15 protein-coding genes are annotated in these 15,227 nt (G+C 67.0%); 4 read left to right on the top strand and 11 right to left on the bottom strand.

Going from position 1 to position 15,227, the window contains the following annotated elements:
- Nucleotides 1–60: 60 nt before the first annotated feature.
- Nucleotides 61–981: a 5-deoxy-glucuronate isomerase gene (iolB, locus tag AC1DR1_RS13425; RefSeq protein WP_229995914.1), complete on the top strand. Its 921-nt coding sequence runs from the start codon at nucleotides 61–63 to the stop codon at nucleotides 979–981.
- 27 nt (nucleotides 982–1,008) lie between these two features.
- On the opposite strand, the gene AC1DR1_RS13420 is transcribed toward iolB, so the two are convergent.
- The gene (locus tag AC1DR1_RS13420) at nucleotides 1,009–1,836 is read right to left on the bottom strand and encodes an aldo/keto reductase (RefSeq protein WP_229995913.1); all 828 of its coding nucleotides are present in this window, start codon (nucleotides 1,834–1,836) and stop codon (nucleotides 1,009–1,011) included.
- A gap of 28 nt (nucleotides 1,837–1,864) precedes the next feature.
- On the bottom strand, nucleotides 1,865–3,115 hold the full coding sequence (locus AC1DR1_RS13415; protein WP_229995912.1) for an MFS transporter: 1,251 nt from the start codon (nucleotides 3,113–3,115) through the stop codon (nucleotides 1,865–1,867).
- A gap of 164 nt (nucleotides 3,116–3,279) precedes the next feature.
- On the opposite strand from AC1DR1_RS13415, the gene AC1DR1_RS13410 reads away from it, so the two are divergent.
- Nucleotides 3,280–3,729, top strand: coding sequence for a MarR family winged helix-turn-helix transcriptional regulator (locus AC1DR1_RS13410; protein WP_229995911.1), 450 nt, complete (start codon nucleotides 3,280–3,282; stop codon nucleotides 3,727–3,729).
- 84 nt (nucleotides 3,730–3,813) lie between these two features.
- On the opposite strand, the gene AC1DR1_RS13405 is transcribed toward AC1DR1_RS13410, so the two are convergent.
- The 9 genes from AC1DR1_RS13405 to AC1DR1_RS13365 all read right to left on the bottom strand — a co-directional run bounded on the left by AC1DR1_RS13405 (nucleotide 3,814) and on the right by AC1DR1_RS13365 (nucleotide 14,022).
- Nucleotides 3,814–4,638, bottom strand: coding sequence for an MFS transporter (locus AC1DR1_RS13405; RefSeq protein WP_476992728.1), 825 nt, complete (start codon nucleotides 4,636–4,638; stop codon nucleotides 3,814–3,816).
- Between the two features lie 143 nt (nucleotides 4,639–4,781).
- Nucleotides 4,782–5,657: a sugar phosphate isomerase/epimerase family protein gene (locus AC1DR1_RS13400; RefSeq protein ID WP_364747607.1), complete on the bottom strand. Its 876-nt coding sequence runs from the start codon at nucleotides 5,655–5,657 to the stop codon at nucleotides 4,782–4,784.
- An 83-nt stretch (nucleotides 5,658–5,740) separates the two neighbouring features.
- Nucleotides 5,741–6,754 (bottom strand): Gfo/Idh/MocA family protein, encoded by a 1,014-nt coding sequence (locus AC1DR1_RS13395; RefSeq protein ID WP_476992727.1) that lies wholly within the window; start codon nucleotides 6,752–6,754, stop codon nucleotides 5,741–5,743.
- A gap of 18 nt (nucleotides 6,755–6,772) precedes the next feature.
- Nucleotides 6,773–7,684: a sugar phosphate isomerase/epimerase family protein gene (locus AC1DR1_RS13390; protein WP_229995908.1), complete on the bottom strand. Its 912-nt coding sequence runs from the start codon at nucleotides 7,682–7,684 to the stop codon at nucleotides 6,773–6,775.
- Nucleotides 7,685–7,888: 204 nt separating this feature from the next.
- Nucleotides 7,889–9,421, bottom strand: a complete 1,533-nt coding sequence (locus tag AC1DR1_RS13385) for a CoA-acylating methylmalonate-semialdehyde dehydrogenase (RefSeq protein WP_476992726.1) — start codon at nucleotides 9,419–9,421, stop codon at nucleotides 7,889–7,891.
- A gap of 36 nt (nucleotides 9,422–9,457) precedes the next feature.
- Nucleotides 9,458–11,386, bottom strand: a complete 1,929-nt coding sequence (iolD, locus tag AC1DR1_RS13380) for a 3D-(3,5/4)-trihydroxycyclohexane-1,2-dione acylhydrolase (decyclizing) (RefSeq protein WP_476992725.1) — start codon at nucleotides 11,384–11,386, stop codon at nucleotides 9,458–9,460.
- Nucleotides 11,387–11,425: 39 nt separating this feature from the next.
- On the bottom strand, nucleotides 11,426–12,406 hold the full coding sequence (locus tag AC1DR1_RS13375) for a Cgl0159 family (beta/alpha)8-fold protein (RefSeq protein WP_364747600.1): 981 nt from the start codon (nucleotides 12,404–12,406) through the stop codon (nucleotides 11,426–11,428).
- Nucleotides 12,403–13,404, bottom strand: coding sequence for a 5-dehydro-2-deoxygluconokinase (gene iolC / locus AC1DR1_RS13370; RefSeq protein WP_229995784.1), 1,002 nt, complete (start codon nucleotides 13,402–13,404; stop codon nucleotides 12,403–12,405). Before iolC ends, AC1DR1_RS13375 begins: the two co-directional genes overlap by 4 nt.
- A 213-nt stretch (nucleotides 13,405–13,617) precedes the next feature.
- On the bottom strand, nucleotides 13,618–14,022 hold the full coding sequence (locus AC1DR1_RS13365; protein WP_476992724.1) for a tautomerase family protein: 405 nt from the start codon (nucleotides 14,020–14,022) through the stop codon (nucleotides 13,618–13,620).
- A gap of 270 nt (nucleotides 14,023–14,292) precedes the next feature.
- Between AC1DR1_RS13365 and AC1DR1_RS13360 the strand changes: the two genes are divergently transcribed.
- Nucleotides 14,293–14,655 (top strand): ArsR/SmtB family transcription factor, encoded by a 363-nt coding sequence (locus AC1DR1_RS13360; protein ID WP_476966922.1) that lies wholly within the window; start codon nucleotides 14,293–14,295, stop codon nucleotides 14,653–14,655.
- Entirely contained in the window at nucleotides 14,652–15,134 is a 483-nt protein-coding gene (locus AC1DR1_RS13355; protein ID WP_476966921.1) for an SRPBCC family protein, read from the top strand. The genes AC1DR1_RS13360 and AC1DR1_RS13355 overlap by 4 nt, the downstream gene beginning before the upstream one ends.
- The last annotated feature ends 93 nt before the right edge of the window (nucleotides 15,135–15,227 follow it).

Here is a 15,227-nt window from a genome sequence, read left to right as displayed (position 1 = left end):
GCTCCACCCCCGCACAACACACGCGCCTTCCTCCGGCGCGACAACGAAAGGGCAGCTTCCATGGCCAACTGGGTCTATCCGCTCGGCACCGCCGCCGAAGGCAAGTGGGACATTTCCATCGGGACGTCAGATTCGGGACTGGAGGTGGACGGCTGGGCGCACACCGGGCTGAAGGTCGCCACACTGGCGGCCGGCGGCGCCGTCGCGCTGGACGCCGCGGCGGAGGAACGCATCGTGATCCCGCTCAACGGCTCCTTTGTGGCGACCGTGGACGGGCAGGACTATCCCCTGGCCGGTCGGGACAGCGTCTTCAGCGGCCCCAGCGATGTGCTCTACACCGGAGCCGCCAAGGCAGTGACCATCACCTCGGCCGACGGCGGACGCGTGGCGGTAGCCACCGCCCCGGCCAAAGCCTCCTACCCGACCCGCCTCATCACCGCCGCCGAGACGCCGGTGGAACTGCGTGGAGCAGGCAACTGCTCCCGCCAGGTGCACAATTTTGGCACCCCCGCCGCGCTGGAGGCGGACCGTTTCATCGTCTGCGAGGTCCTCACCCCGGCCGGAAACTGGTCCTCCTATCCCCCGCACAAGCACGATGAGGAAAAGGACGGCGAGACCAGCCTCGAGGAGATCTACTACTTCGAAACCCGCGTGACGCCCGGAGCGCCGCAGCGGCCCGGCGCCGACGACGCGATCGGCTACCAGCGGGTCTACGCCTCCGACGACCGGCCCATCGACGTTGCGGCCGAGGTTCGGACCGGCGACGTCGTCCTGGTGCCCTACGGCTGGCACGGACCCGCCATGGCCGCCCCCGGCTACGACATGTATTACCTCAACGTCATGGCCGGCCCGGGCCCGGTCCGCGACTGGCTGATCAGCGATGACCCGCACCACAGCTGGATCCGCCAGACCTGGGAGGGCCAGGACCTGGACCCGCGGCTGCCGTTCGGCCGCCAGTCCGGCGGCTGGGCCGGCAGTTAGGCCGCTAGGCCGCACAGGCCCGGACGGTTAGCCGTTAAACGTGGCCGGGTGTGGTCCGGTGCGTCCGTTTCGCTCCAGGGAATTCACGGCTTCCAGTTCGCCCATGGCAAGATCAAAGCCGAAAACCTCCAGGTTCTCCCGGATCCTGGCCGGCGTCACTGACTTCGGGATGACGATCCTTCCCTGCTGCAGGTGCCAGCGCAGAATGATCTGCGCCGGGGTTCTGCCGTGCCGGGCGGCGATCTCCCGGAGGGCCGGATCTGCCAGCAGGGCACACTGGGCCAGCGGGCTCCAGGCCTCCGTCGCAATGCCCTGCGCCGCGTTGAACACCGTCACCGCGTGCTGCTGCAGGGCCGGGTGCAGCTCCACCTGGTTGACGGCCGGCACCGTTCCGCCGAGGTCGATGAGCCGCTGCAGGTGTCCCGGCTCGAAATTGGAGACGCCGATGGCCCTGACCCGGCCGTCGGCAAGGAGTTTCTCAAGTGCCAGCCAGGAGTCGGCGTACTGGTCCGATGCCGGCGCGGGCCAGTGGATCAGGTAAAGATCCAGGTAGTCGAGACCCAGTTTGTCCAGGCTGGCGTCAAAAGCAGCCAGGGCCGGCTCGTAGCCGAGGTCGTCGATCCAGAGCTTGGACGTGATGAACAGGTCCTCCCGGCCGATCCCGGATTCGGCGAGCGCGCGGCCAGTTCCGGTCTCGTTTCCGTAGATGGCGGCCGTGTCGATGCTCCGGTAGCCGGCCGCGAGCGCCGCTGCTACCGCCTCGGTGGTCTCGGCGTCGGGAATTTGAAAGACGCCGAAGCCCAGCTGTGGCATGCGTACCCCGTTGTTGAGGACGATATTGGGGATCGAGTTCATGGTGTCTCCTGTTGTTGTGGTCGGGCGGTCAGCGGGCAACGGCTGCAGCCTCGGTGGCCGGAAGGTCGGTGCTGGATTCCGCCGCTGCTGCGGCGGGAACGGTGGACTCGCCGGCCGCCGGCAGGTCGGCGTCGGGCTTCTTGGCGTGAGCCGCAGCGAACGCCATCACCGCCAGGCCCAGCAGGGTAATTCCGGCGCCGGCCCAGATGGGCGAGGTGTAGCCGAGGCCGGCGGTGATGGTGACGCCGCCCATCCAGGCGCCCAAGGCATTGCCGACGTTGAAGGCGCCGATGTTCGCGCCGGAGGCCAGGGTGGGAGCACTGCTGGCGTACTTCATGACGCGCATTTGCAGGCCCGGAACCGTGGCGAAGCCGAAGCCGCCCAGCAACACCATGGAGGCGATGGTCACCGGCTGGTTGCCGGCGGTCAGGGCGAAGACCACGAGCACCACCACCAGGACGGCGAGCACGACGAGCAGCGTGTGGTCCACATTCTTGTCGGCCGCCTTGCCGCCGACGGTGTTGCCGATGAAGAGCCCGACGCCGAAGAGGATCAGCAACCACGGGACCGTGGTGGCGGAGAAGCCGGTGACCTCGGTGAGGGTGAAGGCAATGTAGGTGAAGGCGCCGAACATGCCGCCGTAGCCGAGGATGGTGACGAGGATGGAGAGCCAGACCTGTCCGGACCGGAAGGCGCGGAGTTCCCCGCGAAGGCTGCCAGCGGCGTCGCCGGAGCCGGTCTTCGGCACCAGGGCCAGAATGCCGGCCAGGGCGAGGACGCCAATGACCGTGATCGCCCAGAACGTGGAGCGCCAGCCGGCGGCCTGTCCCAGCATGGTGCCGAACGGGACACCGAGCACATTCGCCGCCGTCAGGCCGGTGAACATGATCGCAATCGCCCCGGCCTTCTTGGTGGGCGCCACCATACTGGCGGCCACCACCGCGCCGATGCCGAAGAACGCGCCGTGCGAGAGCGCGGCGATGATGCGGCCGGCCATCATCATCGAATAGTCGGGCGCGAGCGCCGAGACGAGGTTGCCCGCGATGAAGAGCACCATCAGCACGGCCAGCACAGGCTTGCGTTCGAACCGCGTCACGGCCGCAGTGAGGCCAAGCGCCCCGACCACGACGGCGAGCGCGTAGCCGGAGATGAGCCAGCCGGCAGTGGCCTCGGTGACGCGGAAGTCTGCGGCCACTTGCGGCAGCAGGCCCATGATGACGAACTCGGTGAGTCCGATGCCGAACCCGCCGAGGGCGAGGGCTATCAGGCCAACAGGCATGGAGGTGCTCCTTACAAAGCTGTACGGGATGGGGTATGGCGCGTAAGCTAGTAGTTGCAGACGCGTTATTTATTGTTGCACAAGCAGATACAGCGCGCAAGCAACTATTATTTGATGTGCCCGGCAGCACCCCGCCGGGCACACGAGCTGAAGGGAAACACCTGATGGGCATCAAGGACGACGCCGTCGAGGTCCGGGCGCAAGGCTGGCGGACCCTGGCGGCCCTGCACGGGCTGATCGAGGCCGAGCTGGAGCGTTCCCTGCAGGCCGAGGCGCAGCTCTCCGTGGTGGAATACACCGTGCTGGACGCGCTGAGCCGGCAGGACGGCTGGCATATGCGGATGCAGCAGCTGGCCCGCGCCACCGCGTTGAGCGCGAGCGCCACCACGCGCCTGGTCAACAGGCTCGAAGACCGCGGGCTGCTGACCCGGATCCTATGCGCGGATGACCGCCGCGGGATCTACACCGAGCTCACTCCCAGCGGCATCACGTTGCTCGAGCAGAGCAGGCCGGTCCACGACGCCACGCTGGAGCGGGCACTGGCCGAGGCCCAGGAGGTGCCGGAACTGGCGCCGCTGGTCGACGCCCTCCCCCGCCTGCACGCCGCGCTCTAGCTCTGCACCCCCGCGCGGGAACGCAGACAGCACGCAGAAAGCCCCGCCCCGGAACGAACCCGGGCGGGGCTTGCTGCGTTGGAGCTAGGCGGTGGCGGGTTCCCTGGCGGCCGCCTGTTTGAAGAAGTGTTCCAGGTCTTCCAGGCTCTGGTCCTTGGTCTCCGGGACCACGCGCTTGACCCAGACGATGGCTGCCAGCTGGAGCCCGACGAAGATGAAGAACGTCGCGGAGACGCCAATCCAGGACACCATCTGCGGGAAGAAGAACCCGATCAGGAAGTTGATCATCCACAGTACGAAGACACAGATGCCCATGGCAATGCCGCGGACATGCAGCGGGAAGATTTCGGCCATGGTCAGCCACGTCACGGTGCCGATGCACGACTGCATCGAGGCGAGGAACGTCACCATGAACAGCAGCACCAGATAGCCGCGGAGGGTGCCTTCCGGGATGAGCATGGAGATGATGCCGATGGCCAGCAAGGATCCTGCCGTGCCGGTCAGGCCAGCGATCAGCATGGACTTCCGGGGCAAGCGCGACATGAGGGACATCCCGACGACGACGGCGGCCACCGAGGTCACGCCGTTGACGACGTTGGCAAGGCCGAGAAGGGTGCGGGAGGCGACGAGCAGTTCGGTGCTGGGCGAGAGCGAGCAGGCGATGGTGGCCACCGCAAAGATTATCGCGAGCCCCATGATGGTCCTGCGCCGGCCGAAGCGGTCCGACAGCCTGCCCGCCGAGATGGCGCCGAAGGCCGCGCCGAACAGCAGGGTGGAGGTCACCAGCCCCTCGGTCAGCGGGGTGAGGCCGAGGTCCCGCTGCATGAACGGCAGGGCACCGTTGATGACGCCGGTGTCGTAACCGAAGAGGAGGCCGCCAAACGTGGAAAAGAGCGCCACGCGTCGCATGTACCTCTTGGGATTCGAGGCGCCACCGGCAGTCCGGGCCGCCTTTGCCTGGCCCGCAGAATCAGATGCTGCCGCGGGCGGAACTGAGTTTGGCGCCGTTCTGTCGGACTCTGTGATGTCGTACGACGTTCTGTCGGGCGCCGTCATAGGCTGACCTTCTGGATCTGCTGCTTCATGGTCTCCAGCTGGTACCGGGAGACGTCAGCGGCGTTGTCGTCCTCGGCGAAAACGCTGGACACCATCACCGTGTCGTCACGGTCGAGGAAGCCGATCTCCTGCAGGCCGCCGAAGAACTCGTCCCAGTTGACGTCGCCGTCGCCGATTTTCAGGTGCTGGTGCACCCGGACGGGGTTGCCGGGCGGGTTGGTGATGTAGCGCAGTCCGTGCGAGGCGTGGTGGTCCATTGTGTCGGCGACGTGGACCAGGCGCAGCTTGTCGCCGGCGGCCCGCATGATCTCCAGCGGTGCGTTCTTCATGTGGAAGCTGTGCGAGGCCACGTAGACCAGGCCCACATTCTTCGAGTTCAGCCCGCGGATCACCCGGATCGCGGCCAGGCCCTCCTCGACGAAGTCGTCCGGGTGGGGATCGATCAGCAGGTCGATCCCCTCCCGTTCGATGATGGGGAGCAGCTCCTCCATGGAGCGGTAGAAGGCCCGCTCAGACTCTTCGGCCTTCTCCGGCCGGCCGCTGAACTCCGTGTTCATGGTGCTCACACCGAGGTCCACGGTGATCTGGATGGCGCGCTTCCAGTAGCGGACGGCGGCCTCGCGGGCGTCCTCGTCCGGCCCGGACCAGCGCAGCACGGGCAGCACCGACGCGATTTCGATTCCCGCGTCCTTGCAGGCCGCCTTCAGCTTGCCCACGAGCTCGTCGTCGGCCTTCGGGTGGTTGAAGAAGGGGATGAAATCGGCGTGCGGGGTCATCTGCATGTACTTGTAGCCGAGGTCGGCCACCACGCGCGGGAACTCGAGTAGTCCGTGGCTGTGGTGGAACGGGGTGGGGTCAAGGGCGATTTTCACGGTGAACACTCCATTGTGGATCTGGCGGACGCGCGGCCGGCCGGCGCCGTCTTAGCAGTAGAGGGCGCCGGCCGGCAGGGTTCCTAGCGGTAAAGGGCGGGCTTGGCGTTGAGCTTCACGGCGACCTTTTCGCCGTTCTTCTGCGCCTCGACGCCGGCCTCGCAGCAGGCGGCCGTGGCGTAGCCGTCCCAGGCGGTGGGGCCGCCGATCTCATCGCGCAGGGCCGCGTCCACCCAGGACTGGATTTCGACGTCGTACGCTGCACCGAAGCGTTCCTCGAAGCCGGGGGTGACCTCGCCGCCCCAGCGGCCGCTGCTGCGGGTGTACGGGCCCTTGTCCCCGCCGATGCTGACGATGCCGTCCTCGAAGGAAGCCTGGGTGGCCACCTCGTAGCCGAACTTCGCGTTGACGTAGATCTCGACGTCGGCCAGGACGCCGGACTCGGTCTCAATCAGTACGTGCTGCGGGTCGTGCTGCCCGGCCGGCGCGTTCCTCGTGGCCTTGCCGAGGCGGACCTGGACGGACGTGATTTCCTCGCCGGTGAAGTAGCGGATGGCGTCGAATTCGTGCACCACGGAGTCGTTGATCAGCATCTCGTTGGTGAAGCCCGCCGGGGTGGTGGGGTTCCGGTGCTGGTGGTGCAGCATGAGCAGCTCACCGAGTTCGGAGTCGCGGATGATCTTGCCAAGCGCGGCGTATTCGGCGTCGAAGCGGCGCATGAAGCCGACCTGGATGCGTTTGCGGCCCAGCTTCTGCTCGGCCTCGACAATCTTCCAAGAGGACCCGGCGTCCGGGGTGAGCGGCTTCTCGCAGAGGATCGGGATGTCCTTGGCGATCGCCTTGAGCAGGATGTCCTCGTGCAGGAAGCCGGGGGTGGCGATCAGCACGGCGTTGACGTCGCCGTTGTTGAGGGCTTCCTCGGCGTCGGCCAGGGCGACGGCGCCCGGGATGCCCTCGATGGCGGCCTGCGCCCGGGCGAGGTCGACGTCTACGACGGCGGCGACTTCCGCGCCGTGGATGCGGGTGTTGAGCCGCTGGATGTGGTCTGCGCCCATACGGCCGGCGCCGATGACGGCCACGCGGAGGATCTTTGTCATGGTGGGTTCCTTCGGGTTCTAGTTGACGGCGGTGCGGGAGCCGCAGGAGAGCAGGTAGTTGCGGGTGCGCTTGGCGATCGGCATCGGGACGTCGAAGGCCACGGGGTACATGTCCTGTTCCACAATGCCAAAGATCGGCCGGTTCAGGGCCTCCACGGCTTCGATGACGGCGCGCAGGTCCGGCAGGCCGTTCGGCGGTTCGGTCATGACGCCGGCCAGGTTGGCGGCGGCCCAAGTCATGTTTTCGGCGTTGACCTTTTTGAGGATGTCCGGGTTGATCTGCTTCAGGTGCAGGTAGCCGATCCGGTCCGGGTAGTTCTTGATCAGCTCAAGGCTGGAGGCTCCGCAGTATTCGGCGTGGCCGGTGTCCAGGCAGAGGTTGAGGTACTTGGCGTCCGTTGCGGCGAGCAGGGTTTCGATGTCCTCCTGCGCGCCGACGTGGGAGTCGGCATGCGAGTGGAACTGCTGCTTCAGGCCGAAATCCTCCAGCAGCGTCTTGCCGAGGCGGTTGTGGCCTGTGAAGAGGTCGCTCCACGCCTTTTCGGTGAGTTCGCCGCTCTCCACGGCTTCCCCGGTGACGTCGTCGCGCCACATGGCCGGGATGACCACGATGTGTTCCCCGCCCATCGCTGCCGTGAGTTCGGCGACCTTGCGGGCCGGTTCCCACGCGGTGTCCCACTGGTCCAGGCCGCGGTGGAAGGCCGTGAACACGGTGCCGGCCGAGATCTTCAGGTCACGCTGTTTGAGCTCTTCGGCGAGGCGGGCCGGATCGGTGGGGAGGTAGCCGTAAGGGCCCAGCTCGATCCACTTGTAGCCGGATTCGGCGACCTCGTCGAGGAAGCGTTCCCACGGGGTCTGCTTGGGGTCATCCGGGAACCAGACGCCCCAGGAGTCCGGCGCGGTGCCAATGATCAGCTTGTTGTCAGTCATTCCGATTCCTTCTCATCGATTGCTCCGCAAGTGCCCTTTTGGACGTTCAAAACGGCGGCTACGGAGCAGTCGATCGTGGTTGTTGGGTGGGCCCACGCCGCCAGGGTTCCCTGGCCGTGGGGCCCTACCGGCGAGGGCCCCTACCTGAGCTTGCGAAGGCTGGGAGCCGGTGGGGACTTGCGAGGCCAGGGTGGCGGTGGGGAGTCAGTTGGAGGGGAAGTTGTAGGAGGCGCCGGAGGCGTGGGTGGGTTCGGGCCACCGGGAGGTGACCACCTTGCCGCGGGTGTAGAAGGACACGCCCTCGGGGCCGTAGATGTGCTTGTCGCCGAAGAGCGAGGCCTTCCAGCCGCCGAAGGAGTGGTATGCCACGGGCACGGGCAGCGGGACGTTGATGCCGATCATGCCCACGGTGACGGAGCGCTGGAACTTCCGCGCCGCGGCGCCGGAGGAGGTGAAGATCGCGGTGCCGTTGCCGTAGGGGTTGGCGTTGATCAGGGCGATGCCGGCGTCGAGGTCCTCCACGCGGACCACCACGAGGACGGGTCCGAAGATTTCCTCGGTGTAGGCGGTCATTTCGGTCTTGACGTGGTCCAGGACGGTGGGGCCGACCCAGAAGCCGTCTTCGTGGCCGGGGACCACGAGGTCGCGGCCGTCCACCACCATGGCGGCGCCGGCCGTTTCGGCTTCGGTGACGATCTTCACGATCCGTTCCTTGGACGCCGGCGTGATGACCGGTCCCATGTCCGCGCCCGGCGCGGTGCCGTTGTTGACCTTGACGGCCAGGGCACGCTCTTCGACCTTCTTGACCAGCAGGTCGGCTGCTTCACCGACGGCGACGGCGACCGAGATGGCCATGCAGCGCTCGCCGGCGGAGCCGAAGGCCGCGGCGGCGAGGTGGTCGGCGGCGTTGTCGAGGTCGGCGTCGGGCAGGATGATCGCGTGGTTCTTGGCGCCGCCGAGGGCCTGGACGCGCTTGCCGTGGGCGGTGGCGGTCTCGTGGACGTACCGGGCGATCGGGGTGGAGCCGACGAAGGAGATGCCGTCCACGTCCGGGTGGGTCAGCAGGCCGTCGACCGTTTCCTTGTCGCCGTGCAGGACCTGGAAGACGCCGTCGGGCAGGCCCGCGTCCTTCCACAGCTTGGCGAGCAGCATGGAGGCGGAGGGGTCGCGCTCGGAGGGCTTGAGGATGAAGGCGTTGCCGGTGGCGATCGCCATCGGGGCCATCCACAGCGGCACCATGACGGGGAAGTTGAACGGGGTGATGCCGGCGACGACGCCGAGGGGCTCGCGGAAGGAGAAGACGTCGATGCCGGTGGAGACCTGGTCCGAGTAGTCGCCCTTGAGCAGCTGCGGGATGCCGCAGGCGAATTCGATGACCTCCAGGCCGCGGCCGATCTCGCCCTTGGCGTCGGAGAGGACCTTGCCGTGCTCGGCGGTGATCAGCTCGGCGAGCTCGTCCACGTGGGCTGCGACGAGTTCGCGGAACTTGAACAGCACGGCGGTGCGCTTGGCCAGAGAGATGTCGCCCCAGGAATCGGCAGCTTTGCGGGCCGCGGCGACGGTGGCGTCGAGATCTTCCCGGTTGGCCAGCCGCAGCTCGCCCGAGACGGCGCCGGTGGCGGGGTTGTAGACGGGCTGGGTGCGGGTGCCCACGCCTGCGGTTTCGGCGCCGTTGATGAAGTGGTGGATGGTTTTGGTGCTCTGGTCAGTGGTGCTCTGGTGCGTGGTGGTAGTCATGGGACTCTTCCTTGAGTGGTTGAAGTTCGAGGGGGATCAGCCGAGCAGCTTGCGCTGGCGGCCCTTGTGGTCGGTGTAGGTCTGGAAGGCCTGCTTCGTGGAGTCGAGCTCGGAGACCTGGGAGACCGGAACGTCCCACCACGATTCGGAGCTGGGCGCGTCCAGCAGCGGGTCGGATTCGACGTGGATGACGATCGGGCCGCCGCGTTCGGGGGCGGCCTTGGCGTCGCGGATGGCCTGTTCGAGCTCCGCGATGACCTTCTCCCCCGGTTCGATCCGGATCACCTTTACGCCGAGGCTTTCGGCGTTCAGGGCCAGGTCCACCGGGAGCCGGTCGCCGTCGTCGAAGCTGTGCTGCTCCTCGTCCAGGGCGCGGTACTGGGTGCCGAAGCGCTGGGAGCCGAGGGACTCGGAGAGCGAGCCGATCGAGGCGTAGCCGTGGTTCTGGATGAGGACCACGATCAGCTTGATCCGCTCGGCGACGGCGGTCACGAGTTCGGTGTGCATCATCAGGTAGGAACCGTCCCCCACCATGACGACGACGTCGCGCTGCGCCCCGCCTTTCGCGGCTTCGGCGAGGGTTGCGCGCTTGACGCCGAGGCCGCCCGGGATTTCGTAGCCCATGCAGGAGTAGGCATATTCGACGTGGTAGCCGAACGGGTCCCGGACGCGCCACATCTTGTGCAGGTCACCGGGGAGCGAGCCCGCGGCGCAGATGACGACGTCCTGGGCGTCCATGGCGCGGTTGGTGGCGCCGATGATCTCGTTCTGCGCCGGCAAAGGGGTGAAGCGGGTGTCGAACGCCTCGTCCACGGTGGCGTCCCAGCGCTTCTTCTCCGCCGCGATCTGCTGCTCGAGGTCCGCGCCGATCCGGTAGCCGCCGAKGGCCTGGTTCAGCTTCACGAGGGCCCTGCGGGCGTCCGCGACGATCGGGAGCGAGGTGCCGTGCTTGTAGGCGTCGATCGCGGCGACGTTGATGTTGATGAACTTAACGTCCGGGTTCTGGAACGCCGTCCGGGACGCGGTGGTGAAGTCCTCGTAGCGGGTGCCGACGCCGATGATGAGGTCCGCTTCGGCGGCGATGGCGTTCGCCGCCGTCGTGCCCGTGGAGCCGATCGCGCCGAGGGAGAACTTGTGGTCCCAGGGCAGGACGCCGACGCCGGCCTGGGTGTTGCCCACCGGGATGCCGGTCAGCTCGGCCAACCTGGCGAGTTCCTCGTTGGCGTAGGCGTAGAGCACCCCGCCGCCGGCGATGATCAGCGGGCGCTTGGCGGCACGGATGGCCTCGGCGGCGCGGCGGATGTCCTCGTCGTCGGCGTCCGGACGGCGGATCCGCCATTCGCGTTCGGCAAGGAACTCCTCGGGCACGTCGAAGGCTTCGGCCTGGACGTCCTGGGGCAGCGAGATCGTGACCGCGCCGGTCTCGGCCGGGTCGGTGAGGACGCGGAGGCCGTGGTGGAACGCGGAGAACAGCTGCTCGGGCCGGGAGACGCGGTCAAAGAACTTGGACAGCGGACGGAAGGCATCGTTGACGGTGATGTCGTAGGCGTAGGGCTGTTCGAGCTGCTGCAACACGGGGTCTGCGGCGCGGGTGGCGAACGTGTCACTCGGCAGCAGCAGGACGGGCAGCCGGTTGGTGGTGGCCAGCGCCGCGCCGGTGAGCAGGTTCGAGGAACCCGGGCCGATCGAGGTGCTGATCGCGAAGGTCTGGCGGCGCCGGGTGTGGCGGGCGAAGCCGACGGCCTGGTGGGACTGGGCCTGTTCGTTGCGGCCCTGGTAGTAAGGCATGATCGTCGGATCGAGCTGCTGGTACTGCTTGAGGGCCTGGCCGACGCCGGCAACGTTGCCGTGGCCAAAGATGCCGAACGTGCCCGGAATCAGGCGTTCCCGGAAGTCCTGGCCGCCGACCGAATCGACGGTGTACTGCTTGGACAGGTATTCGACGACGGCCTGGGCGACCGTCATCCTGCGTGTTCCTGGTGCAGTGCTGATTCCCATGGGAAGTTACTCCGATACTTCTTCGGTGCGGGTGGATTCGGTGTGGCCTGGCTTCGTGCGCGTGGATTCGGTGTGGTGCAGCAGCGAGGCAGCGGTTGCCACGGCTCCGGCGACGTCACCGTCCTGCGGGTAGAGCAGCGTCCGGCCCACGGTCAGGCCCTGGACGCCGGGCAAGGCGAGGGCGGCCTGCCAGCTGGAGAACACGTCGTCCTGGCTGCCCTCCGGGTCTCCGCCCAGGAGCACGGTGGGCATGGTGGTGGACGCCATGACGCGTTCCATCTCGGCCACCACGGGGAGCTTCATCCAGGTGTAGGCGCTGCTCGCGCCGAGGCCTTCGGCGATGGCGACTGACTTGATGACGGCGTTGGTGGAGAGGTCATTGCGGACCTTGCCGTTCTCGCGGACGGAGAGGAACGGCTCCACCATGGCGATCAGCTTGCGCTCTGCGAGGGAGTCGATCGCCCTCGCGGTCGCTTCGAGGGTGGCTACCGTGTCCGGATCGCCGAGGCAGATGCGGGTGAGCATCTTGCCGCCGTCGGCGCCCAGGGCCTGGAGCGCGGCCGCGGTGTGGCCGGTAAAGCGGTCATCGAATTCGTTCACCAGGCCTGAGAGGCCGCCGCGGTTCATCGAGCCGAAGAGCAGCTTGCCTTCGAGCGCGCCGAGCAGGAGCAGATCGTCCATGATGTCCGGCGAGGCCAGGACACCGTCCACGTCCGGGTTGGCCAGGGCAATCTGCAGGCGGTCCAGGAGTTGGCGGCGGTCGGCCATGGCCACGGGATCATTGCCGACCGCGAGGGCCCCGCGGGCGGGGTGGTCGGCCGCGACGATGAAGTTCTGCCGATGGGCCCTGACGCCGGGGTGGCGGCGGCGTGCCTTGGCGGCGCGCGCAATCGCTTCCGGGTCTTCGAGCCGGATGATGCTCAGGTGCTCGTAGCGGCGGGGATCATCGTTCACCGCGAGGGCGGCGGAGGCGGTGTGGACACTCACAGTATTGCTCCTTCGGTGGCGTAGGTGCCCGGCACGAGGCGGCCGCGTTCGGCGAGCAGGCCGGTGACTTCCTCGGGCGTCGGCATCGCGTCGGCGCAGGACAGGCGGGAGGCGACGAGGGCGCCGGCGGCGTTGGCGAAGTCGAGCACCTGGGCGAGCGGCCAGCCGGAGAGGAGCCCGTGGCAGAAGGCCCCGCCGAAGGAGTCCCCGGCTCCCAGGCCGTTGACGGTTTCCACCGGCACGGGGGCGGAAACCACGCGCTCGGTGCGGGTCTTGGCCATGACCCCTTCCGGGCCCAGCTTCACGACGGCGATTTCGACGCCGGCGGCGAGCAGGCGGTCCGCCTGTTCGTCCGGGGTGCCCTCGCCGACGGCGACGGCGCATTCCTTGTCGTTGCCGATCGCGACTGTGACGTGCGGCAGAATCTTGGCGACCTGCTCCCGGGCTTCTTCCTCGGAGGCCCAGAACATCGGGCGGTAATCGAGGTCCAGGATGGTGAACTGTCCGGGCTTCAAACCGGTGCGGGGCCGCGCCTCGTGGGCCGTGAGATGKGCGGTCCGGCTGGGCTCCTGGCAGAGGCCGGTGACAGTGGACCAGAAGATTCCGGTATCCCTGATGGCGTCCAGGTCCAGCTCCTCGGCCTTGATCTGCAGGTCCGGCGCCGTGGGAAAGCGTCCGTAGAAGTAGAGCGGGAAGTCTTCCGGCGGCTTGATTGCGCAGAACGTGACCGCGGTGGGCCATTCCTTGACCGCCGTGACGAAGGAGTCGTCCACGTTGAACTTGTGCAGTTCGCGGTGCAGGTATTTGCCGAAGGCGTCGTCGCCGGTGCGGGTGATGACGGCGGTGCGGCGGCCATGGCGGGCAGCGGCGACCGCCACGTTGGACGGGGATCCGCCAAGGTACTTTCCGAAGGACATGACATCCTCCAGATCCACCCCGATGTCGTTCGGGTAGATATCAACACTGATGCGCCCGATCGTGAGCAGTTCGTGGGTCACGGTGATCGTGGACCTTTCTGGTGTGAACTCGGTACCTTTGCGCAGCCGGAGCTTCGGTGATTAGGGGCCGGCGTGAGCCGGGCCACAACCACTACTTTGCCTTAGAATCCATGTACTGTCAAAGGTTTGTACTGACATATTTACAACATGACACAGAGGGCTGGAATTGCTCCGTCGCGCCGGTGTCATTGCGGCCGGGGAAGCGCCCTGCGGCTACCTGCCGGGGACTCCAAGTTCGCCGGTGACATACTGGGCCTGCCCGAAGCCGAACGACCAGTCGCCCGCGGTGTTCTCGACATATCCGATGAATACGTCCTCGCCGGCGACCCCCACAGCGGCCAGCCTGTCCGCAATGGCGGCATACAGGGACTGCTTGGTTGGCTGGCTGCGCCCGGCCTGGGTGAATATCTGGATCATCACCACATCCGGCGTCCGCTCGAAGCCGAGCCCGRCATCCTGGGCGACAATCTGCCCGGCGGGGTGTTCCGTCAGCACGTGGAAGTAGTCCCGCTCCGGAATGCCAAATTCGGCCACGATGGCGGCATGGATTCCCTGGCTGAGGCCGCGAAGCTGCTCCGCAGTGCGGCCCTGGTTGACGTCGATTCGCACGAGAGGCACTCGCATCTCCTTCGGTAGTTTGTCCTGACATACTAAGAAAGTAATTCGGAGCTGCGCAAGGATTCCGGAGCAGCACACAGCCACGCGGGTCACGCAGCGCCCGTTCCACCAGCCTGGACAGGAGCTAAGGATCCCCGCATTGGGGTATTGCGCAGAGGTGAAGCCGGGCGTAGCGTTAACAACCTAAAGGTTGATCAATGAATTCGTTGATTACCGCCCTACGTTGATTACCGCCCTATTCGGCAGACACCGAGGAGGTGGGGACACCAAGTGGATTCCAGCGACGACGGCGAGCTCGACGCGGCGTTCCTGGCCCTCGCCGATCCGGTCCGACGCCGCATCATTGCCCGGCTCAGCCGGGGTCCGGCCACCGTCAATGAACTGGCGGAGCCCTTCGCGATCACCAAGCAGGCGGTCTCGAAACACATCCAGGTCCTCGAGCAGGCGCAGCTTGTCACGCGCACCCGTGACGCCCAGCGCCGGCCTGTGCACCTGAACCCCGCACGGCTGGAAGCGCTCACCGCGTGGATCGATCAGTACCGGCTGGTCCGCGAGCGGCAGTTCCGCAGCCTTGACGCCGTGCTTGAAAATCGCGCCGCCCGAGGCGGCACACAGGCAAAGGATGCATCATGAGCAACGCACTGAAACTGACCATCCCCGAGGGGCTGCCCTTCATTGACTTCGAGCGCGAGTTCGACTTTCCCGTGGCCGAGGTCTTCCGGGCACACAAGGACCCCGAGCTCGTTGCCCAGTGGCTCGGGCCGCGGCAGATGACCATGAGCGTTAGCCATTACGACTTCAGGACAGGCGGCGGCTACCGCTACACCCACACCGCGCCGGACGGCAGCGCGTATGTTTTCAGCGGCGTCTTCCACACCGTCCGCGAGAACGACTTCGCCGTCCAGACCTTCGAGTTCGACGGCTACCCAGATGTGGTGAGCATTGAGTTCCTGACTTTCGAGGACCTCGGCGGTGGCCGTTCGCGGCTCAGCGCCCGCGCGGTCTACCCCAGCATGGAGGCGCGCGATGGCATGGCGCAGTCCGGGATGGAGGGCGGCATGTCCGAAGGCTACGAACGGCTTGAAGAACTCCTCACCGGGGCAAAGGTCTAGGACCGCAGGGGCTGGACCCAAAATCTCAAAAAGTTCGACGGCGGCAGGCGCCTTCGCCGGGAAGGTGGCCTGCCGCCGTCGTATTTAAAGCCG

The sequence above is a fragment of the Arthrobacter sp. P4_F10 genome, assembly GCF_056401435.1.
Note: the sequence above shows the minus strand (reverse complement) of the source record. Positions and strands in the feature narration are given on the sequence as shown.